This window comes from Pantoea sp. K16 (genome assembly GCF_048452805.1).
Taxonomy (GTDB): Bacteria; Pseudomonadota; Gammaproteobacteria; order Enterobacterales; family Enterobacteriaceae; genus Pantoea; species Pantoea agglomerans.
In genome coordinates, this window is record NZ_JBLWNV010000018.1 from 39,757 (window position 1) to 60,094 (window position 20,338).

19 protein-coding genes are annotated in these 20,338 nt (G+C 57.3%); 3 read left to right on the forward strand and 16 right to left on the reverse strand.

The window, feature by feature from the left end:
- Nucleotides 1–163 precede the first annotated feature (163 nt).
- Nucleotides 164–2,725, forward strand: coding sequence for a DNA mismatch repair protein MutS (gene mutS, locus ACK13D_RS20175; protein WP_010248533.1), 2,562 nt, complete (start codon nt 164–166; stop codon nt 2,723–2,725).
- 139 nt (nt 2,726–2,864) lie between these two features.
- Here mutS and rpoS read toward each other — a convergent pair whose 3' ends face one another.
- From rpoS to cysG, 13 genes are all read right to left on the reverse strand, one after another.
- Nucleotides 2,865–3,857 carry an RNA polymerase sigma factor RpoS gene (gene rpoS / locus ACK13D_RS20180; RefSeq protein WP_003849090.1) on the reverse strand — a complete coding sequence of 331 codons (993 nt, stop codon included), beginning with the start codon at nt 3,855–3,857 and terminating at the stop codon, nt 2,865–2,867.
- 57 nt (nt 3,858–3,914) lie between these two features.
- Nucleotides 3,915–5,015 (reverse strand): murein hydrolase activator NlpD, encoded by a 1,101-nt coding sequence (gene nlpD / locus ACK13D_RS20185; protein ID WP_010248535.1) that lies wholly within the window; start codon nt 5,013–5,015, stop codon nt 3,915–3,917.
- A 162-nt stretch (nt 5,016–5,177) separates the two neighbouring features.
- Nucleotides 5,178–5,804 carry a protein-L-isoaspartate(D-aspartate) O-methyltransferase gene (locus tag ACK13D_RS20190; protein WP_010248537.1) on the reverse strand — a complete coding sequence of 209 codons (627 nt, stop codon included), beginning with the start codon at nt 5,802–5,804 and terminating at the stop codon, nt 5,178–5,180.
- A complete protein-coding gene (gene surE, locus ACK13D_RS20195) occupies nt 5,798–6,559 on the reverse strand; it encodes a 5'/3'-nucleotidase SurE (RefSeq protein WP_003849099.1) in 762 nt (253 codons plus the stop codon). The genes ACK13D_RS20190 and surE overlap by 7 nt, the downstream gene beginning before the upstream one ends.
- 191 nt (nt 6,560–6,750) lie before the next feature.
- Entirely contained in the window at nt 6,751–7,791 is a 1,041-nt protein-coding gene (gene truD, locus ACK13D_RS20200) for a tRNA pseudouridine(13) synthase TruD (RefSeq protein ID WP_064690371.1), read from the reverse strand.
- Complete coding sequence (gene ispF, locus ACK13D_RS20205; protein ID WP_010248541.1) at nt 7,788–8,270, reverse strand: 2-C-methyl-D-erythritol 2,4-cyclodiphosphate synthase; 483 nt, start codon at nt 8,268–8,270, stop codon at nt 7,788–7,790. The genes truD and ispF overlap by 4 nt, the downstream gene beginning before the upstream one ends.
- The gene (gene ispD, locus ACK13D_RS20210) at nt 8,270–8,986 is read right to left on the reverse strand and encodes a 2-C-methyl-D-erythritol 4-phosphate cytidylyltransferase (protein ID WP_010248543.1); all 717 of its coding nucleotides are present in this window, start codon (nt 8,984–8,986) and stop codon (nt 8,270–8,272) included. Before ispD ends, ispF begins: the two co-directional genes overlap by 1 nt.
- Nucleotides 8,987–8,989: 3 nt before the next feature.
- Entirely contained in the window at nt 8,990–9,307 is a 318-nt protein-coding gene (gene ftsB, locus ACK13D_RS20215) for a cell division protein FtsB (RefSeq protein WP_010248545.1), read from the reverse strand.
- A 177-nt stretch (nt 9,308–9,484) separates the two neighbouring features.
- Nucleotides 9,485–9,805, reverse strand: coding sequence for a DUF3561 family protein (locus tag ACK13D_RS20220; RefSeq protein ID WP_010248547.1), 321 nt, complete (start codon nt 9,803–9,805; stop codon nt 9,485–9,487).
- Between the two features lie 54 nt (nt 9,806–9,859).
- Nucleotides 9,860–10,465 carry an adenylyl-sulfate kinase gene (gene cysC, locus ACK13D_RS20225; protein WP_010672130.1) on the reverse strand — a complete coding sequence of 202 codons (606 nt, stop codon included), beginning with the start codon at nt 10,463–10,465 and terminating at the stop codon, nt 9,860–9,862.
- Nucleotides 10,465–11,892, reverse strand: coding sequence for a sulfate adenylyltransferase subunit CysN (cysN, locus tag ACK13D_RS20230; RefSeq protein WP_010248552.1), 1,428 nt, complete (start codon nt 11,890–11,892; stop codon nt 10,465–10,467). Before cysN ends, cysC begins: the two co-directional genes overlap by 1 nt.
- A gap of 11 nt (nt 11,893–11,903) precedes the next feature.
- Nucleotides 11,904–12,812, reverse strand: a complete 909-nt coding sequence (gene cysD / locus ACK13D_RS20235) for a sulfate adenylyltransferase subunit CysD (RefSeq protein WP_010248554.1) — start codon at nt 12,810–12,812, stop codon at nt 11,904–11,906.
- Between the two features lie 9 nt (nt 12,813–12,821).
- Nucleotides 12,822–14,237, reverse strand: coding sequence for a siroheme synthase CysG (gene cysG / locus ACK13D_RS20240; RefSeq protein ID WP_033758695.1), 1,416 nt, complete (start codon nt 14,235–14,237; stop codon nt 12,822–12,824).
- Nucleotides 14,238–14,600: 363 nt separating this feature from the next.
- On the opposite strand from cysG, the gene ACK13D_RS20245 reads away from it, so the two are divergent.
- On the forward strand, nt 14,601–15,614 hold the full coding sequence (locus ACK13D_RS20245) for an aminopeptidase (protein ID WP_010672132.1): 1,014 nt from the start codon (nt 14,601–14,603) through the stop codon (nt 15,612–15,614).
- Nucleotides 15,615–15,623: 9 nt separating this feature from the next.
- On the forward strand, nt 15,624–15,908 hold the full coding sequence (locus ACK13D_RS20250) for a YciI family protein (RefSeq protein WP_010248560.1): 285 nt from the start codon (nt 15,624–15,626) through the stop codon (nt 15,906–15,908).
- A 60-nt stretch (nt 15,909–15,968) separates the two neighbouring features.
- Here ACK13D_RS20250 and ACK13D_RS20255 read toward each other — a convergent pair whose 3' ends face one another.
- From ACK13D_RS20255 to cysJ, 3 genes are read right to left on the reverse strand one after another with little or no spacing between them, the layout of a single operon-like run.
- On the reverse strand, nt 15,969–16,703 hold the full coding sequence (locus tag ACK13D_RS20255) for a phosphoadenylyl-sulfate reductase (protein WP_010672133.1): 735 nt from the start codon (nt 16,701–16,703) through the stop codon (nt 15,969–15,971).
- Complete coding sequence (cysI, locus tag ACK13D_RS20260) at nt 16,700–18,421, reverse strand: assimilatory sulfite reductase (NADPH) hemoprotein subunit (RefSeq protein ID WP_010672134.1); 1,722 nt, start codon at nt 18,419–18,421, stop codon at nt 16,700–16,702. Before cysI ends, ACK13D_RS20255 begins: the two co-directional genes overlap by 4 nt.
- Nucleotides 18,421–20,238 (reverse strand): NADPH-dependent assimilatory sulfite reductase flavoprotein subunit, encoded by a 1,818-nt coding sequence (cysJ, locus tag ACK13D_RS20265; protein ID WP_418797003.1) that lies wholly within the window; start codon nt 20,236–20,238, stop codon nt 18,421–18,423. Before cysJ ends, cysI begins: the two co-directional genes overlap by 1 nt.
- Nucleotides 20,239–20,338 lie beyond the last annotated feature (100 nt).

Genomic DNA, 20,338 nt, shown 5'->3' on the forward strand with positions numbered 1-20,338 from the left:
GCCTGTCAGGTTACACCCGGTCAGGATCGCGGCTGTGCATCATGCTGGCATATGCCCTGCCCTATTCGTTATCATCTGATTATCCTGCGCGCCTGGAATCCCTTTCGGTTTCATGGGCGTTGACCGCCAGAAATTTACCGCATTAAAAATGAGCTAAAACCTTATGCAAGAGCCAACCGAAAAGGACTTTCCTTCCCACACGCCGATGATGCAGCAGTACCTGCGTCTCAAGGCGGAGCATCCTGACATTCTGCTGTTTTACCGTATGGGTGACTTCTACGAGCTGTTTTATGACGACGCAAAACGTGCCTCGCAGCTGCTGGAGATTTCACTCACCAAGCGCGGTGCGTCAGCGGGCGAACCGATCCCGATGGCGGGTGTGCCCTATCATGCGGTTGAAGGTTACCTGGCTAAACTGGTGCAGCTGGGCGAATCCGTTGCCATCTGCGAGCAGATAGGCGATCCGGCGCTGAGCAAAGGCCCGGTCGAACGCAAAGTGGTGCGCATCGTTACCCCGGGCACCATCAGTGATGAGGCGCTGTTGCAGGAGCGGCACGACAATCTGCTGGCGGCGATCGTGCAAAGCCCGCGCGGTTTTGGCTACGCCACGCTGGATATCAGCTCAGGCCGTTTTCGCCTCAGCGAACCTGCCGATGCTGAAACCATGGCGGCAGAGCTGCAGCGCACCAATCCGGCGGAGCTGCTCTACCCCGAAGATTTTCAGGCGATGTCGCTGATCGATCAGCGACGCGGCCTGCGACGCCGTCCGCTGTGGGAGTTTGAGATCGATACCGCGCGCCAGCAGCTGAACCTGCAGTTCGGCACCCGCGATCTCAATGGCTTCGGCGTGGAGAATGCGCACCTCGGACTGAGCGCGGCGGGCTGCCTGCTGCAGTATGTTAAAGATACCCAGCGCACCACGCTGCCCCACATCCGCTCGCTGAGCATGGAGCGGCAGCAGGACAGCATCATCATGGATGCGGCCACCCGCCGTAATCTGGAGATCACCCAGAACCTGGCAGGCGGCACCGACAACACCTTAGCGGCGGTGCTGGATAAAACGGTCACCCCGATGGGTAGCCGGATGCTGAAACGCTGGCTGCATATGCCGCTGCGCGATGCGCGCATCATTAACCAGCGTCAGGAGTCGATTGCTGAGCTGCAAAATCTCAGCGACGTGCTGCAACCGGTGCTGCGTCAGGTCGGCGATCTGGAGCGAATCCTGGCTCGCCTGGCCCTGCGCACCGCACGTCCGCGCGATCTGGCTCGCATGCGTCATGCGTTTCAGCAACTGCCGGAACTTAACCAGCTGCTGGCCGATGTTGAGGCGCCACAGTTGCAGAAGCTGCGCACGCAGATGGGCGAGTTCACTGCGTTACGTGAACTGCTGGAACAGGCGGTGATTGAGTCACCGCCGGTGCTGATCCGCGACGGCGGAGTGATTGCGCCCGGCTACAACGCGGAGCTGGATGAGTGGCGTGCACTGGCAGATGGCGCAACCGACTATCTTGACCGGCTGGAGATCCGCGAACGCGAGAAGCTGGGACTGGATACCCTGAAGGTCGGCTTTAACGGCGTGCATGGTTATTACATTCAGGTGAGCCGCGGACAGAGCCATCAGGTACCGATGCACTATGTGCGTCGTCAGACCCTGAAAAATGCTGAACGCTATATCATTCCGGAGCTGAAAGAGTACGAAGACAAAGTACTCACCTCCAAAGGTAAAGCGCTGTCGCTGGAAAAAAGCCTGTATGAGGCGCTGTTCGATCAGTTGCTGCCGCATCTTGAAGCGCTGCAGCTGAGTGCCGCCGCGCTGGCAGAGCTGGATGTGTTAAGCAACCTGGCAGAACGTGCCTGGTCCCTGAACTATTGCCGCCCGGTATTGCAGGATAAAGCCGGGATTAAAATCAGCGGCGGACGCCATCCGGTGGTGGAACAGGTTCTGAAAGAGCCGTTTATTGCCAACCCACTGTCACTGGCACCCCAGCGCAGAATGCTGATTATTACCGGCCCCAATATGGGCGGTAAAAGTACCTATATGCGCCAGGCGGCACTGATTGCGCTGATGGCATGGATTGGCAGTTTTGTTCCTGCCGATGAGACGCTGATTGGCCCGCTGGATCGCATCTTTACCCGTGTCGGTGCCGCTGACGATCTCGCCTCCGGGCGCTCGACCTTTATGGTTGAGATGACCGAAACCGCTAACATCCTGCACAACGCCACCGAAAACAGCCTGGTGCTGATGGATGAGATTGGACGCGGAACATCCACCTACGACGGTTTATCGCTCGCCTGGGCCTGCGCCGAAAACCTGGCGAACCGTATCAAGGCGATGACGCTGTTTGCCACCCATTATTTCGAGCTGACAACACTGCCGGAAAAAATGGAAGGCGTGGTCAACGTCCATCTGGATGCCGTTGAGCATGGCGACACGATCGCCTTTATGCACAGCGTCCAGGAGGGTGCGGCAAGTAAGAGCTATGGTCTGGCGGTGGCGGCGCTGGCCGGCGTACCCAAAGAGGTGATTAAGCGGGCACGCAATAAGCTGAAGGAACTTGAGACCGTTTCAAACCACTCCGCGTCATCGACGGTCGATGGCTCTCAGCTGCCGCTGCTGGTTGAAGAGACCTCGCCTGCCATGGAGGCGCTTGAGGCGCTGGATCCGGATACGCTGACACCGCGTCAGGCACTCGACTGGATTTATCGTCTTAAATCGCTGGTCTGATATTACATCCCGTACATCGCACCGCGTTAATGCGCGGTGCGATGCTCGCTCGCCCGCAAATCACTTTTCTGCAGACATAAAAAAAGCGATGGTTTTGACCATCGCTTTTCGCATTCAAACTCAGATTTACTGTTAACGATTATTCACGAAACAGTGCTTCAATGCTGAGGCCCTGCGCCTGCAGGATTTCACGCAGACGGCGTAAACCTTCAACCTGAATCTGGCGTACACGCTCGCGGGTTAAGCCGATTTCACGACCCACATCCTCAAGTGTTGCCGCTTCATAGCCTAACAGGCCGAAACGACGTGCCAGCACTTCACGCTGCTTGGCGTTCAGTTCGAACAGCCATTTAACGATGCTTTGTTTCATATCATCGTCCTGCGTGGTGTCTTCCGGGCCGTTGTCTTTCTCATCGGCCAGAATATCCAGCAGCGCTTTTTCAGAATCACCGCCTAATGGCGTATCAACCGAAGTAATGCGTTCGTTGAGACGTAACATGCGGCTTACGTCATCAACTGGTTTATCAAGCTGCTCTGCGATCTCTTCCGCACTCGGCTCATGGTCGAGCTTGTGGGAAAGTTCACGCGCAGTACGCAGATAAACATTCAGTTCTTTCACAATGTGAATCGGCAGACGGATGGTACGGGTTTGGTTCATGATCGCCCGTTCAATAGTCTGACGAATCCACCAGGTGGCGTACGTTGAGAAACGGAACCCGCGCTCCGGGTCAAATTTCTCTACGGCGCGAATCAGGCCGAGGTTACCTTCTTCAATCAGGTCCAGCAGAGCTAAACCACGATTGCTGTAACGACGAGCGATTTTCACCACCAGGCGTAAGTTACTTTCGATCATACGGCGACGGGAAGGGATATCACCCCGCAATGCACGGCGAGCGAAAAAGACTTCTTCCTCTGCCGTTAACAACGGAGAATAGCCAATCTCCCCGAGATAGAGCTGCGTCGCATCTAACACACGTTGCGTCGCACCCTGTGATAGCAACTCTTCTTCCGCTACGTCGCTATCACTGGCTTCATTTTCAACGAGTGCCTTCTCGTCAAAAATTTCAGCTCCGTTCTCATCGAATTCCGCGTTCTCATGTAACTCGTTTACTTTCAGCGTATTCTGGCTCATAAGCGGCTCCTACCCGTGATTCCAGGGCAGAACATAAACCTGTTTTGTTCTGCCGGATTATCGCTGCGGTAAATAACGCAACGGGTTTACGGATTTCCCCTTGTAACGAATTTCAAAGTGTAATCTGACTGAACTGGTTCCGGTGCTACCCATGGTAGCGATCTTTTGCCCCGCCTTAACTTCCTGTTGTTCCCGGACCAGCATTGTATCGTTGTGGGCGTAGGCGCTCAGGTAATCATCGTTGTGTTTAATGATGATTAAATTACCGTAACCCCGGAGTGCGTTACCTGCGTAAACCACTCGTCCTGAAGCAGTGGCGACCACAGATTGTCCGCGCGTCCCGGCGATATCGATACCTTTATTGCCACCTTCGGCGGCAGAGAAGTTATCGATGATCTTCCCGTCAGTCGGCCAGCGCCAGCTTCCGACCGGCGTTGAACTGTTGGTTGTACTGCTAACCGTTGGGGGTGCGGTAACGACTGGAGCTGTTGTCGTTGCAACATTTGCTCCATTCGAAGGCAACATTTTGCTGCCACCCGAATTACCTGAATCATCAGAATACGTAATAACAGGTTGCTGTGCAACAGCAGGCGATTTAATTTGTGGCGCCGCCGGAACGCCGCCCTGCGTTGCATCAGCAACGGTAATGGGATTGCCGCCGGTAATCGGCTGACCCGACCCATTGCCAATCTGCAAAGTTTGTCCGACATTCAGGCCATATGGCGCCGGAACATTGTTGCGCTGGGCTAAATCACGGAAATCGTTGCCGGTAATCCAGGCGATGTAAAACAATGTGTCGCCACGCTTAACGGTATAAGTTTCACCGGAGTAGCTACCCTTAGGAATGTTCTGATAACTGCGATTGTAAACAATCCGGCCATTCTGCGTCTCAACATTGCTGTTGGTACTAATCATTCCACCACTAGCGGGGGCAGATGCTGAATTTTTGCTTAACATTTGTCCCTGGGCTGGCGTGGCAGGAACGCCGCCTGAACTCATGTCTGCTCCAGACTGGTTAGTGTTCATGCCACCATTGTCGCCAACGCGACTGATGGGTGCCTGTGAGTTGTCGCTGGAGCTACAGCCTGCCAGCCAAAAACCTACCAGTGAAAGCGCCGCCAGACGGCGTAACTGAAAAAGTGTGCTTCCCGTGCTCATTAATCCCCCGTGATGGCAACTCTGATCTATCTGTTTCACTGTATCTGCCAGCAGGATACTCTGCGCGGCGCGATAAAATCTGCGTTTTCGATGAATAAACTGGATAGTAACAACATCAGGTACGTGGTGCTATGAAACAGTTGTGAAGAAATACGAAGAGGGTCAGGCCAGATCGCCCTGCACCAGCGGGACAAAACGCACTGGTTCGATGGTCTCTTCCATCACCTCTTCGCCCTGACGACGCAGGCGCTTCAGTACCTGCTGATCTTCGCCAACCGGCAGCACCATGATGCCGCCTTCTGCCAGTTGTGCTATCAGCGCAATCGGAATTTCAGGCGGTGCAGCCGTGACGATGATGGCATCGAAGGGGCCACGTGAAGGCCAGCCCTGCCAGCCATCACCATGACGGGTTGAGACATTATGCAGATCCAGCTGTTTCAGACGGCGCTTGGCCTGCCACTGCAGCCCTTTGATGCGTTCCACTGAATAAACATGGTCCACCAGATGGGCAAGAATCGCCGTCTGATAACCTGAACCCGTACCAATCTCCAGCACACGCGAATGCGGATTAAGTCCGAGCAGCGCGGTCATCCGCGCGACCATGTAGGGCTGTGATATCGTCTGACCGGAGCCGATGGGCAAGGCAACATTGTCCCAGGCTTTATGCTCGAACGCTTCGTCGATAAAACGTTCGCGCGGCACCTCGCTGATGGCTTTCAGCAGGTTTTCATCATCGATGCCCTGCTGACGCAGTTGTGACAGCAACGTCTCAATACGCCGATTCACCATGCCAGGTTCACCTCAGCTTTAGCCAGCCAGTCACTGAGCACGTTCTGCGCGCTGTGCGCCGTTAAATCGACATGCAGTGCCGTGACAGAGACGTAGCCCTGATCCACGGCGGCGAAGTCCGTATCCGGGCCCGCATCCAGTTTTTCGCCTGGCGGACCAATCCAGTAGAGTGTATTGCCACGCGGATCCTGCTGCGCAATCACCTGATCCGCCGGATGGCGACTGCCACAGCGCGTCACGCGGATGCCTTTGAGTTCAGACAACGGCAGATCGGGAACGTTGATGTTGAGAATGCGGCCGGTGCGCAGCGGTTCATGCGTCAGCGCCCTGAGGAGCGCGCAGGTCACGGCCGCCGCGGTGGCGTAGTGCTGATGGCCATTGAGCGAAACCGCGATAGCCGGTAAGCCAAGATGTCGCCCTTCCATCGCTGCCGCCACCGTGCCGGAGTAGATCACATCATCGCCCAGATTGGGGCCGGCATTGATGCCCGACACCACAATGTCGGGACGCGGCTGCATCAGCGCATTCACCCCCAGATAGACGCAGTCGGTCGGCGTCCCCATCTGGACGGCGATATCGCCGTTTTCATGGGTGAAGGTGCGCAGAGGCGTTTCCAGCGTTAATGAGTTCGAGGCACCGCTTCGGTTACGATCGGGGGCAACAACCTGCACGTCAGCAATCTGCCGCAGGGCTTTCGCCAGAGTCTGAATGCCTGGCGCATGAATGCCGTCATCGTTACTGAGCAATATCCGCATTTCGTTCTGACCTTTTTTTATTCGACTGGTCGCCGTGACGGAACCTGTTTTAACGGCATGGCAACAGGTGAGGAATGGACGGCGATTTTTGCATTCTAGCGAGGCGCGCAAGGAAGTGGTAGGCGTAAATCACACGACGGTGGGGGTTTGCCGCAACATTACCCACACTGCGGGTCAGGTTGCGGCGAAGATTACTCATCAATCTGATCGGGCGAGTCCGCGTGGGTCAGCAGCTCCCGGACCACGCTGGTGGCAAAGCTGCCCGCTGGCAGCCAGAATGCCAGTTCCAGCGTGACATCATCCCACCAGCTCCACTGCATATCGCGCGGCACCACCAGCATGGCACGGCGTGCAGCATCAACCTTCTCACGTTCAATCAGTCCCAGCAGCAGCGTCTCATCAGCCAGCGCCTGCTGTTCAAAGGCCAGCGCGTCAGCCTGCGGGCCAGGCTCGCCCCGTCCCGGCAGCGGCGCGGTGATGCGCAGCTCATGCTGATCAACCCGGCGCTGTGACTCTGCCAGTTCATCAGGCTGCGCGACAAACCAGCTGCCTCGTCCGGTCAGCTGCAACGCATCGCCGTTGAGCACCTGAGTCAGCCCACCCTGCTGTTGCAGACGCGCACTGGTCACCTGATTAAACAGCGCACTGCGCGCGGCAGAGAGCATCAGGCTGCGCTTGTTGCGGTCGCGAATAATGATCTCATTGCGCGCCCACTTTTCTGCCATCACCAGGTTATTGCCGCCGCGACCAAAACGCTGTTCACCAAAATAGTTCGGCACGCCCGCATCGCGAATCTGCGCCAGACGCGTTTCAACTGCATCACGGTCACTGATCTGGCGGATGATCAGCCGGAACGCGTTCCCCGCCAGTGCGCCGATGCGCAGCTTACGTTTGTGGCGCACCGCCTGCAGAATCTCGACCCCTTCCAGCTCAAAACCGCGCAGATCGGGCATCGCATTACCCGGCAGGCGAAAACAGAGGGTCTGTTCCGTCACCGCATGGCGATCTTTCATTCCGGCATAACTCATGTCGCGCTGATGAATACCGAGATACTTCGCCAGTGCCTCAGCCACAAAGCGGGTATTGGCCCCCACTTTACGGATGCGCACCAGCAGGTGCTCACCTTCACCATCCGCGCCATAACCGAGATCTTCAACCACCACGAAATCTTCCGGATTGGCTTTGATCACGCCGGAGGCCACGGGTGTGCCGTGCAGGTAATTCAGCATCATTGGCTGTCAGCTTTCAGGACTAACGCCACCGCTTCACAGGCGATGCCTTCGCCGCGCCCGGTAAAGCCCAGCTTCTCGGTGGTGGTCGCTTTGACGTTGACCGCATCCATATGGCAGCCCAGATCTTCTGCAATATTGATCCGCATCTGTGGCACGTGCGGCAGCATTTTCGGTGCCTGAGCAATAATCGTGACGTCGACATTACCAATGCGATAGCCTTTGGCTTCGATACGGCGCCAGGCCTCACGCAGCAGGCCGCGGCTGTCCGCCCCTTTAAAGGCCGGATCGGTGTCAGGAAACAGCTTGCCGATATCGCCCATCGCCACTGCGCCCAGCAGCGCGTCAGTCAGCGCATGCAGCGCCACATCGCCATCCGAATGGGCGATAAAACCCTGCTCAAACGGGATCCGCACACCGCCAATCACTAACGGACCCTCTCCGCCAAAGGCGTGAACGTCAAAACCGTGACCGATACGCATCATGCGCTCTCCTTTAATTGAATCTGACTCAGATAAAAAGCCGCCAGCGCCAGATCTTCTGGCCGGGTGACTTTGATGTTATCACTGCGTCCGCTGACTAACAGCGGGTGGTAGCCGCAATACTCCAGCGCCGAGGCTTCATCGGTGATGGTCGCGCCTTCTGCCAGCGCCCGCGTCAGGCAGGCGGTGAGCAGCGCATGAGGGAAAAATTGCGGCGTTAAGGCGTGCCAGAGATCGTCGCGCTCTACGGTATGGGCCACAGCGGCTTTGCCCGGCTCGCCCCGTTTCATGGTGTCACGCACTGGCGCGGCCAGAATCCCGCCAACGTGGCTCTGTTCACGCACGTTGAGCAGTTGCTGGAGATCGTCGGGATGCAGACAGGGACGCGCGGCGTCATGGACCAGCACCCAGGCGGAACCCTGTGCGGCCTGCAATCCGGCCAGCACCGATTCGGCGCGGGTCTCTCCGCCTGTCACCCTGAGCACGCGCGGATCGCGTGCCAGCGGCAGTGAAGCGAAGTGCTGGTCATCAGGACTGAGGGCGACAATCACCTGTTTGATAGCGGGATGGGAAAACAGACGCGCAATGCTGTGTTCCAGAAGGGTGTGCTGACCAATCGTCAGATACTGCTTCGGACAGGTTGCCTGCATGCGGCTGCCGATCCCGGCAGCGGGCACCACGGCAATCACATCCGCAAGGGAGGCCAGAGTGTTCATGTTTTATCGTTGTTGGTTAAGCGCTGCTTGTTGCGCGTTGCGTTTGTTCTGGTCAGGCACCAGACGATAGAAAGTCTCACCGGGCTTAATCATGCCCAGTTCATTGCGTGCACGCTCCTCGATCGCTTCCGAGCCGCCATTGAGATCGTCAATTTCGGCAAACAGCTGATCGTTTCGCGATTTCAGTTTGGCATTGTTTGCCTGTTGCACCGCGACATCATCATTGACGCGCGTATAGTCATGGATGCCATTTTTCCCCAGCCACAACGAATATTGCAGCCAGCCAAGCAGCACCAATAACAGTAACGTCAGTTTTCCCATCCCGCCCCCTAAAAACGGCCCAATCATCCCATAACTTTGCACAGGACTCCACACCAGCGGAGAAAATGGCGCGCTTTGCTGCGCGTCTGCGCAAAATATGAATCAGTACCGATTCAGACGGGAAAAGATTTGTAACCTGCCGATGCGTTTGCACATCAGCGCGGGCGCGCTGAGGGCTTACCAGCCGGAGAGAAAAGAGAACATTAACCAGAAGAGCGTGACCACCATGATCACCGTGGCGAGCGCGGCCCACAGCCACTGTCCACTCAGCAGCGTATTCAGCGCGATACCCGTGACCACCGCAACCGGCAGCAGCGCCAGAAAGAATGGCCAGGTATAAAGAAAGAAGAACAGCGTGTTAGAGCCGAACAGCAGGAAAGGAATCGCCAGTGCGCACCAGTAAGCGAGAAAGCCGATAACGCCGCCCGGCAGCAATGAGCGCGGCTCATCCGGGGAGGAGTCATCTTTTCGAGCGAGCATTGGGGTAATGTTCTGCATAGGCATCCTGTTGGCGCGAGGGCGGCAAATCAGAAACGATTTGCCGCTGTCTCTTCAGGATTTGATGATATCGCGGTCACGCAGCAGGTCTAACAATTGGGCGGCCAGTTTTGTAACCAATTGTTCGCCATCCAGCTGGATTTCCGGGCTATCGGGCGCCTCATAGACGCTGTCGATGCCGGTGAAATTACGCAGTTCACCGGCGCGCGCTTTGCGATACAACCCTTTCGGATCACGCGCTTCACACACGGCTAACGGCGTATCGACAAATACCTCGATAAACTGTCCCGGCTCCAGCAGATCGCGCACCATCTGACGCTCGGCGCGATGCGGCGAAATAAAGGCAGTGAGCACCACGAGTCCGGCATCCACCATCAGTTTCGCCACTTCACCGACGCGACGGATATTCTCTTTACGGTCATCATCGCTGAAACCGAGGTCACGACAGAGGCCGTGACGCACATTGTCACCATCCAGCAGATAGGTGCTGACGCCGATGCGGTGCAGCGCCTGCTCCAGCGCACCGGCAACGGTGGATTTCCCCGAGCCCGAAAGGCCGGTGAACCACAGCACCACGCCCTGATGGCCATGCTGCTGTTCGCGTGAGGCGCGTGTCACCGGATGATCATGCCACACCACGTTATCGTCGTGCTGAGCCATTACTGACCGCCCAGCAGGTCGCGCGCATTCCAGTGTGGGAAGTGGCGGCGCACCAGCGCATTCAGTTCCAGCTCAAACGCGCTGAACTCGCCGGTATTAACCGGGGCATCGTGGTTTGGCTGATGGATCATGCCAGCACCCACGGTGACGTTGCTCAGGCGATCGATAAAGATCATGCCGCCGGTTACCGGGTTCTGCTGATAGCTGTCGAGCACCATCGGTTCATCAAAGGTGATCTCAATGCGACCGATACCGTTCAGCGGCAGCGTATCGACCTGACGCGTCTCCAGTGAGTTGATCTCGACCTGATGCAGCACCTTCTCTACCCGGCCACGGGTTTTCTTACCGGCGATTTTCAGGTCATAACTCTGACCGGCCTGCAGCGGCTGTTCTGCCATCCAGACCACGTCAACGCTGGCAGACTGAACCGCTGCCAGCTCTTCACTGGCATCCACCAGCAGATCGCCACGGCTGATATCAATCTCATCCTGCAGCACCAGGGTAATCGCTTCGCCTGCACCCGCTTCCTGCAGATCGCCATCGAAGGTCACAATGCGGGCAATGGTCGACTCCACGCCAGAAGGCAGCACTTTAACGCGCTGGCCTACCTGCACGCTGCCCGACGCCAGGGTGCCGGCATAGCCACGAAAATCGAGGTTCGGACGGTTGACATACTGCACCGGGAAACGCATCGGCTGATGATCGACGACGCGCTTCAGCTCCACGGTCTCCAGCACATCCAGCAGCGTCGGGCCGCTATACCACGGCATGGTCTGACTGGCAGAGGCGACGTTATCCCCTTCCAGCGCCGACATCGGCACAAAGCGGATATCGAGGTCTTCCGGCAGCTGCGCAGCAAAGTCGAGGTAATCCTGTTTGATCTGTTCGAAGCGCTCCTGGTTGTACTCCACCAGATCCATCTTATTGATCGCCACCACCAGGTGTTTGATCCCCAGCAGCGTCGAGATAAAGCTGTGGCGGCGGGTCTGATCCAGTACGCCTTTACGCGCATCGATCAGCAGGATCGCCAGATCGCAGGTTGACGCGCCGGTCGCCATGTTACGGGTGTACTGCTCATGTCCCGGCGTGTCGGCGATAATAAATTTACGCTTTTCGGTCGAGAAGTAGCGGTAGGCCACATCAATGGTAATGCCCTGCTCACGCTCAGCCTGCAGACCATCCACCAGCAGCGCCAGATCGAGCTTCTCGCCCTGGGTGCCGTGACGCTTGCTGTCGTTGTGCAGCGACGAGAGCTGATCTTCATAGATCTGACGGGTGTCGTGTAGCAGACGTCCAATCAGGGTACTTTTTCCGTCGTCAACGCTGCCGCAGGTCAGAAAACGCAGCAGGCTCTTGTGTTGTTGCGTGGTCAGCCAGGCTTCAACGCCGCCCTGGTCGGCAATCTGTTGTGCAATTACGGTATTCATCTGGCGTCTCCTTAGAAATAACCCTGACGTTTTTTCAGTTCCATCGAACCGGACTGATCGCGATCGATCATGCGGCCCTGACGCTCGCTGGTGGTGGAAACCAGCATCTCTTCGATGATCTCCGGCAGCGTCTGCGCCTCGGACTCTACCGCGCCGGTCAGCGGCCAGCAGCCGAGCGTACGGAAACGGACCATCCGTTCGGTGATCTCTTCACCCGGCTGCAGGTTGATGCGATCGTCATCGATCATCATCAGCATGCCATCACGCTCCAGCACCGGACGCGGTGCGGCGAGATAGAGCGGCACGATCTCGATGTTTTCCAGGAAGATGTACTGCCAGATATCCAGTTCGGTCCAGTTCGACAGCGGGAAGACGCGGATGCTTTCACCCTTGTTGATCTGACCGTTGTAGTTGTGCCACAGCTCAGGGCGCTGGTTTTTCGGATCCCAGCGATGGAAGCGGTCACGGAATGAGTAGATACGCTCTTTGGCGCGTGACTTCTCTTCATCACGACGTGCGCCGCCAAAGGCTGCATCAAAACCATATTTGTTCAGCGCCTGCTTCAGCCCTTCGGTTTTCATGATGTCAGTGTGTTTGGCACTGCCGTGAACAAAGGGGTTGATGCCCATCGCTACGCCTTCCGGGTTGCGGTGAACCAGCAACTCTGCGCCCATCGCTTTCACGGTGCGATCGCGAAATTCGTACATTTCACGGAATTTCCAGCCGGTATCCACATGCAGCAACGGGAAGGGCAGCGTGCCTGGGTAGAAGGCTTTACGCGCCAGATGGAGCATGACCGAGGAGTCTTTGCCGATGGAGTACATCATCACCGGATTGCTGAACTCCGCCGCCACTTCGCGAATGATGTGGATACTCTCCGCCTCCAGCTGACGCAGATGAGTGAGTCGTTTTTGGTCCATGATTTTCCCTCAAGCCAGATTGACAACGGCGGACTCGCGAGCCCCCTGCTGTGCTGAATGTTTAAACCAGGCGAGTTGCCCGTGCAGATTAACCACCTCTCCGATCACCAGCAGCGCCGGAGTGGGTGCCGAGGCGGCCAGCGCCTCAAGTTGTTCTAAGGTGCCGGTCAGCACCTGTTGATCCTGACGGGTGCCGCGACTGATCACCGCCACCGGCGTTGATGGCGCGCGACCGTGCTGAATCAGCGCCTCGCTGATGGCAGCGGCTTTAACGGTTCCCATGTAGATCGCCAGCGTCTGACGCGCACGCGCCAGCGATGGCCAGTCAATGTCATCCCCATCGGGACGGCAGTGACCGGTAATAAACATCACGCTCTGCGCGTAGTCGCGGTGGGTCAGCGGAATACCGGCATAGGCCGTCGCACCGGCAGCCGCGGTGACGCCCGGCACCACCTGGAACGGCACACCCGCCTGCTGAGCCGCCTGCAGCTCTTCGCCGCCGCGGCCAAAGATAAAGGGATCGCCGCCCTTGAGGCGCACGACGCGCTTGCCTTTCAGCGCCAGTGAAACCAGCATCTGATTGATCTCTTCCTGCGGCAACGTGTGCGCGCTGGCCCGTTTGCCGACGCAGATGCGATCGGCATCGCGGCGCACCAGATCCAGCACCTCTTCGCTGACCAGATGGTCGTAGAGCACCACATCGGCTAACTGCATCACCTGCAGGCCACGCAGCGTCAGCAGACCGCTGTCGCCCGGCCCGGCGCCCACCAGAAAGATCTCGCCCTGACGGGTCGGCTCTTCCAGCAGCTCACGGTCCAGCGTGCGTTTCGCCTCTTCGACGTTACCGGCAGACATCTCACTGGCGAACCGGCCATCGAAAGCGCGTTCCCAGAAGCGCCGACGGTCAGACATGCGGCTGAAGCGCTGTTTAACTTTATCGCGCCAGAGTCCGGCCACTTCAGCCATCTGACCCAGACTGGCAGGCAGCAGCGTTTCGATTTTTTCGCGCAGCATGCGTGCCAGCACCGGTGCGGTGCCGCTGGAGGAGATCGCCACCACCAGCGGTGAGCGGTCAACAATCGAGGGGAAGATAAAGGTGCATTTTGGCTGGTCATCCACCACGTTAACCAGCTTATGCCGCGCGTTGGCGGCTTCAAACACCTGGCTGTTGAGATGGTTGTCGTCGGTGGCGGCAATCACCAGGAAAACGCCATCCAGCTGGGCCGGGTCAAATTCGGTCGCCAGCCACTCCAGCTCCTGCTTATCCAGCAGTGCCTGCAGTTCAGGGCAGAGTTCACGAGATGCGATCAGAACGCGCGCGCGTGCACGGCGCAGCAGTTCAATTTTTCGCGCCGCAATATCTCCCCCGCCGACAACCAGAACCGGGCGGCCAGAAAGATCGGCAAAAAGAGGCAAATAGTCCACGTTAACCCTGATGTTTTAACTTTGTATTAACGCGACTATACGTCGCTGAGTTTATCCAGATGAAATTACGAATTGGAATGAGTAGTTACCGAATGGAATAACGACGCCGCAAAGCACAGAACAATTTGGTCTTAACAGATGAAATTTAATGGCTTTTTCGTGAACAGGCTCACATATTGAAAGCCACACCTGCGGCAGCAAAAGCAGATAAGTGCCAGCGATAATGGTCCGTTACGCCTTTCGGTAGTGACAGCGCCCGATTCCACTAACAAAGTCACGGGACAAAAAGGATATAATGCGCGCGGCATGGCTGGCCCTGGCCCCCATGCGGAACGGCTCCCGAATAATGAAAAAGGATGCACTATGTTTTATTCCCTCCGCTTGAGGGTAGCGACAATTTTATTTGGCGCACTCATTTCCCCGCTGGCTCTGGCCACTCCGCCTGGTCAGTTTGCCGAACAGCAGGTCCGGCACATCGCCACCTTGTTTCCTGGCCGGATGAGCGGCAGCCCGGCTGAGCTGATGGCAGCCGACTACCTGCAACAGCAATTTACCGCGCTGGGTTATAAGACCAATACCCGCCAGTTCAGGACCGGCTATAAGTGGCAGGAAGAGGATGGCACGCAGCGCTGGCATAAGCTCACGGCAACCTCGGTGATTGCCGCGCGTGCCGGCAGCGTGCCGCAGGAGATTCTGATCGTGGCACATCTGGATACCTGGACGCCGCAAAATAGCAGCCAGGCCCAGCACAACCTGGGCGGCTTACGCCTGCAGGGCGTCGATGATAATGCATCGGGTCTTGGCGTAATGCTGGAGCTGGCGCAGCAGCTGAGCCGCAAACCGCTGCACTACGGCATACGCTTTGTGGCGCTGAGCGCCGGAGAGGCGGATCTGCACGGCATGGATGATTATGTTGAGCGGATGAGCACGCGTGAGAAGAAGAATACCCTGCTGGTCATCGATCTGAATAGCCTGATCACCGGCGATCATCTCTATTTTAACAGCGGCATGAATACGCCCCGGGCGGTGCGCAAGCAGACCAGCGAACGAGCCCTGTTACTGGCACGTCAGCAGGGCATTCCCGCCGCCAGTCATCAGCTGAACCGTAAAGATTTTGACGCGCTTAATGCCTTCGACAAGGCGGGCTTTCCGCTGCTGGATGTGACCGCCAGCAACTGGACGCTGGGTAATAAAGATGGTGCGCTGCAGCGTCATCGTAGTCCCCACTTTCCTGATGGCGTTACCCGCCATCAGACTGACCTGGATAATCTGAGCTATCTCGACCGCTGGCTGCCGGGGCAGATAACCTTGCGAACCCGCGACAGCGTTCGCGTGCTACTGCCGCTGCTCAGTGAACTGACCAACCCCAAAGTGTAAGGATCTGACATGTACGTGGTCTTTCTGAACTACGTTCGTCCGGTAGAAGAAGTTGAAGCGCTGCTGGCAGCCCATATCGAATGGCTGGATCGCTATTTTGACGCGGGCTTTTTTATTGCAGCGGGACGTAAAGATCCGCGCACGGGCGGCATGTTACTGGTCAGGGAGATGGAACGAGAAGAGCTGGATGCAATTTTAGCGGAAGATCCGTTTGTCACGGTGGCAGAGTATGAGGTGACGAAAGTGAATGTGACCCGTGCAGCAGAGGCGTTTGCCGGATTAAAAGGCGCTTAGCTTTCCGCCTGACTGCAGCCAAAAACTTCTCTCCCGGTGTTGGGGGAGAGAAGTCCTGCGTCAGCCTTCGTGCAGACCACACTCGCGCTTGAGACCGAAGAAGCGCGTCTCTTCTTCTGCCATACCCGGTTCCCACTTGCGGGTGGTATGGGTATCGCCCACCGAGAGATAGCCTTCATCCCACAGCGGATGGTACTTCAGCTTATGCTGTTCCAGGTACTGATGAATCTGGCGGTTATCCCAGTCGATAATCGGCAGCAGCTTAAAGACGCCACGCTGGACGCCCAGCACCGGCAGATTCGCCCGGCTGCCCGACTGGTCGCGGCGCAATCCAGCAAACCAGGTCTGCGCGCCAAGGGTTTCAATGGCGCGATTCATCGGCTCAACTTTGTTGATCTCGTTATATTTCTCAATCCCCTCGACGCCCTGCTCCCACAGTTTGCCGTAGCGCGCTTCCTGCCAGGCCGGTGAGGTTTCGGCGCGGAACACTTTAAGGTTGAGATTGAGCTGGTCCGCCAGCTCATCAATAAAACGATAGGTCTCCGGGAACAGATAGCCGGTGTCGGTCAGGATCACCGGAATATCGGGCTGCAGACGCGTCACCAGATGCAGCGACACCGCGGCCTGAATACCGAAACTGGAGGAGAGCACATAGGCACCCGGCAGATTCTCCAGCGCCCAGCTGACCCGCTCTTCCGCTGATGACTTCTCCAGCTGCGCATTGGTCGCGGCCAGCGCCATAGCACGCTGGACTTTGGACATCTCATTCAGTGCTGCGAGGTCGGGGTGACTCATTTTGCTTCCTCCCAAAAATCGCGTGCCGGGTCCAGCACCGGCGCAACAATGCCCGCGCGGATGGTGAAGTCACCAAAGCCTTCAGCGGCCTGGCGCTCAGTGGCCCAGCGTCCCACCAGCTCATCAATGGTGGCGAGAATTTCGCTTTCGTTAATGTTTTCACGGTACATGCGGGGAATACGCGTTCCGCTGCGGTTTCCACCCAGATGCAGGTTGTAGCGACCTGGCGCTTTACCCACCAGACCCAGCTCAGCCAGCATGGCACGGCCACAGCCGTTGGGACAACCGGTAACGCGTAACACTATGTGCTCATCACCAACGCCATGCGCATGCATGATCCCTTCCACTTTGGTCACAAAGGCAGGCAGGAAGCGCTCGGCTTCTGCCATCGCCAGCGGACAGGTCGGGAACGCCACGCAGGCCATCGAGTTTTCGCGCTGTGCCGTAACGTGATCCATCAGACCATGTTCGCGCGCGATTGCTTCGATCTGCGCTTTTTCGCTTTCCGGCACGCCCGCCACAATCAGGTTCTGATTAGCGGTCAGGCGGAAATCGCCCTGATGGATTTTCGCAATTTCAGCGATGCCGCTTTTCAGCGGTCGGCCCGGATAGTCGAGCAGGCGACCATTTTCGATAAACAGCGTCAGGTGCCATTTGTTGTCGATGCCTTTAATCCAGCCAATGCGATCGCCACGGGTGGTGAACTCATAAGGACGGATCGGCTCAAACGTCAGGCCTGCCCGTTTTTCAACTTCGGCTTTAAAGGTCTCGACGCCAACGCGTTCCAGGGTGTACTTGGTTTTGGCGTTTTTACGGTCGGTACGGTTGCCCCAGTCGCGCTGAGTCGTGACCACCGCCTCGGCAACGTCGAGGATCTTCTCCACCGGGAAGTAACCAAACTCGCTGGCGGTGCGCGCGTAGGTCGCTTTGTTACCGTGCTCAATCGACAGCCCGCCACCCACCAGCAGGTTAAAGCCCACCAGCTTGCCGTGCTCGGCGACAGCGACAAAGTTCAGATCGTTGGCGTGCAGATCCACGTCGTTATGCGGCGGGATCACCACGGTGGTTTTGAATTTACGCGGCAGATACGTTTCACCGAGGATCGGCTCTTCGTCGGTGGTGGCGACTTTTTCTTTATCCCACCAGATCTCCGCATAGGCACGGGTGCGTGGCAGCAGATGCTCAGAGAGTTTCTTCGCCCACTCATACGCTTCCTGATGCAGTTCCGACTCAACCGGGTTCGACGTACAGAGCACGTTACGGTTAACGTCGTTGGCGGTCGCCAGCGCATCCAGCCCCACCTCATGCAGCATCTGATGCGTCGGCTTGACGTTCTTCTTCAGAATGCCGTGAAACTGGAAGGTCTGACGGTTAGTCAGACGGATGCTGCCATAGATGGTTTTATCGGTGGCAAATTTGTCGATGGCCAGCCACTGAGTCGGCGTAATGATGCCGCCCGGTAACCGGCAACGCAGCATCATGGCGTGGCGCGGCTCCAGCTTCTGCTCCGCACGTTCGGCACGAATATCGCGATCGTCCTGCTGGTACATGCCGTGAAAACGAATCAGCAGGAAGTTGTCGCCGGTAAAACCGCCGGTCAGACCCTCTTCCAGATCTTCTTTAATGGTGCCGCGCAGATAGTTGCTCTGCTTCTTCAGACGCTCAGCGTCTGCTAATTTGCCTTCTACAACCAGCGGTCCAGGGTGTTTATCGCTCATTAGTAAACGTCTCGCTGATAACGGCGCTCAATGCGCAGCTCACTTAAAAATTCGTCGGCCGTTTCACGATCCATTCCGCCGTGTTCGACCACCACATCCAGCAGTGCCTGCTCGACGTCTTTTGCCATACGATTCGCGTCGCCACAGACATAAAGATGCGCGCCCTCTTCAATCCAGCGCCACACTTCGGCCCCTTTCGCGCGGATCTTATCCTGTACGTAAATCTTCTCTGCCTGATCGCGTGACCAGGCGAGGTCGATATGGGTCAGCAGACCATCCTTCACATATTTCTGCCACTCTACCTGATAGAGGAAATCGTCGGTGAAGTGCGGATTACCAAAGAATAGCCAGTTTTTGCCGCCGGCACCGTCGTTGTCGCGCTGCTGCATAAAGGCGCGGAACGGCGCGATGCCGGTGCCCGGGCCAATCATGATCACTGGCGCATCCGGATTAGCCGGCAGGCGGAAGTTGTCGTTGTGTTCGATGAAGACCCGGACTTCGCCCTCTTCTTCGATGCGATCGGCCAGCCAGGTCGATGCACCGCCGCCACGCTGGCGACCTTCAATATCAAAGCGAACGGCACCGACGGTGATATGCACTTCGGTATCGGTTTCAGCCTGCGAAGAGGCGATAGAGTAGAGTCGCGGCGTCAACGGTCGCAGCAGGCCGGTCAGCTGTTCAGCGCTGAGTTCAGACGGTGCCAGGCGCACCATATCCACAATCGGATAGTGCTGCGCATAGTGCTGCAGCCTGGCTTTATCATCCACCAGTGAGAGCAACTCCGCGTTGCGTGACAGCTGGGCATACTGCGCCACGATCTGCGCGGTGTTAACCGTCAGCTCGAAATGCTTCTGCAGCGCCTCCGCCAGCGGCAGGGTTTTCCCCTGAACCTCTACCGGCTCATCGCCTTTCAGCCAGACCAGCTCCAGCAGTTCGCTGACCAGCGCCGCGTCGTTCTCATACCAGACGCCCAGCGCATCGCCAGGCTGGTAGCGCAGACCGGAATCGCCCAGATCGATTTCGATATGGCGCACATCTTTATCTGAATCCCGTCCGGTAATTTTCTGATTCACCGCCAGACTCGCGCTGAGCGGCGACTCTTTAGTATAGGGGCTGGTGGTGACTTCGTTGACGCTGCCGGCTGCTGTCGCCGCAGCCTGCGCCGGGGATTCGGTCGGCACGCGTTTCTTGAGAATTTCCGTCAGTGCATTGCGCCAGGCGGCGGCCTGCTCTGCATACTCAACATCTGCATCGACGCGATCCAGCAGACGCTCACCGCCCAGCTCCGCCAGTCGGCTGTCAAAATCTTTACCCGCCTGACTGAAGAATTCATAAGAGGTGTCGCCCAGGCCAAACACTGCGAAGGCGGCACCCTCCATTTTCGGTGCCTTTTTCGACATCAGGAATTTATGCAGCGCCACCGCCTCTTCCGGCGGTTCGCCTTCGCCCTGGGTGGAGGTTACAACCACCAGCATTTTTTCCTGGCCAATCTGTTTGAACTTGTAATCACCGGCATTCACCAGGTTTACGTTCAGCTTTGCGGCCAGCAGGTCATCACGCAACTGCTCAGCCAGACGACGTGCGTTGCCGGTCTGGGAAGCGGAAAGCAGCGTAATGGCGGGCGCTTCGGCCGGAGCCGGAGCCGGAACAGATGCAGTGCTGGCGACGGCGCTACCCGGGGTCTGTTCCACCCTGCCCCAGAAATAGCCTGACAGCCACGCCAGTTGAGTCGGGGAATAATCTGTCGTCGCCGCCTGTAAGCGAGCGAGTTGTTCCGGGGAGAGCGGAAGCATTGAACCAGGTGCCTGAGTCGTCATCGCGTTAAAAATTCCAGTATCAGAAGTCCGGACCGTAAAATGGCGGAAGAGTGCGTAGGTTACCGGTCCGTATATTAACGATTAAATACACCTTCGACAT

Coding starts and splice junctions, on each gene's coding strand:
- ftsB (WP_010248545.1), bottom strand. CDS start 9,307: ATGGGAAAACTGACGTTACTGTTATTGGTGCTGCTTGGCTGGCTGCAA.
- ACK13D_RS20255 (WP_010672133.1), bottom strand. CDS start 16,703: ATGAGTCACCCCGACCTCGCAGCACTGAATGAGATGTCCAAAGTCCAG.
- cysD (WP_010248554.1), bottom strand. CDS start 12,812: ATGGACCAAAAACGACTCACTCATCTGCGTCAGCTGGAGGCGGAGAGT.
- mutS (WP_010248533.1), top strand. CDS start 164: ATGCAAGAGCCAACCGAAAAGGACTTTCCTTCCCACACGCCGATGATG.
- ACK13D_RS20220 (WP_010248547.1), bottom strand. CDS start 9,805: ATGCAGAACATTACCCCAATGCTCGCTCGAAAAGATGACTCCTCCCCG.
- ACK13D_RS20190 (WP_010248537.1), bottom strand. CDS start 5,804: ATGGTGAATCGGCGTATTGAGACGTTGCTGTCACAACTGCGTCAGCAG.
- ispF (WP_010248541.1), bottom strand. CDS start 8,270: ATGCGTATCGGTCACGGTTTTGACGTTCACGCCTTTGGCGGAGAGGGT.
- ACK13D_RS20245 (WP_010672132.1), top strand. CDS start 14,601: ATGTTTTATTCCCTCCGCTTGAGGGTAGCGACAATTTTATTTGGCGCA.
- ispD (WP_010248543.1), bottom strand. CDS start 8,986: ATGAACACTCTGGCCTCCCTTGCGGATGTGATTGCCGTGGTGCCCGCT.
- cysN (WP_010248552.1), bottom strand. CDS start 11,892: ATGAATACCGTAATTGCACAACAGATTGCCGACCAGGGCGGCGTTGAA.
- ACK13D_RS20250 (WP_010248560.1), top strand. CDS start 15,624: ATGTACGTGGTCTTTCTGAACTACGTTCGTCCGGTAGAAGAAGTTGAA.
- cysC (WP_010672130.1), bottom strand. CDS start 10,465: ATGGCTCAGCACGACGATAACGTGGTGTGGCATGATCATCCGGTGACA.
- nlpD (WP_010248535.1), bottom strand. CDS start 5,015: ATGAGCACGGGAAGCACACTTTTTCAGTTACGCCGTCTGGCGGCGCTT.
- cysJ (WP_418797003.1), bottom strand. CDS start 20,238: ATGACGACTCAGGCACCTGGTTCAATGCTTCCGCTCTCCCCGGAACAA.
- surE (WP_003849099.1), bottom strand. CDS start 6,559: ATGCGGATATTGCTCAGTAACGATGACGGCATTCATGCGCCAGGCATT.
- cysI (WP_010672134.1), bottom strand. CDS start 18,421: ATGAGCGATAAACACCCTGGACCGCTGGTTGTAGAAGGCAAATTAGCA.
- rpoS (WP_003849090.1), bottom strand. CDS start 3,857: ATGAGCCAGAATACGCTGAAAGTAAACGAGTTACATGAGAACGCGGAA.
- truD (WP_064690371.1), bottom strand. CDS start 7,791: ATGATGCTGAATTACCTGCACGGCACACCCGTGGCCTCCGGCGTGATC.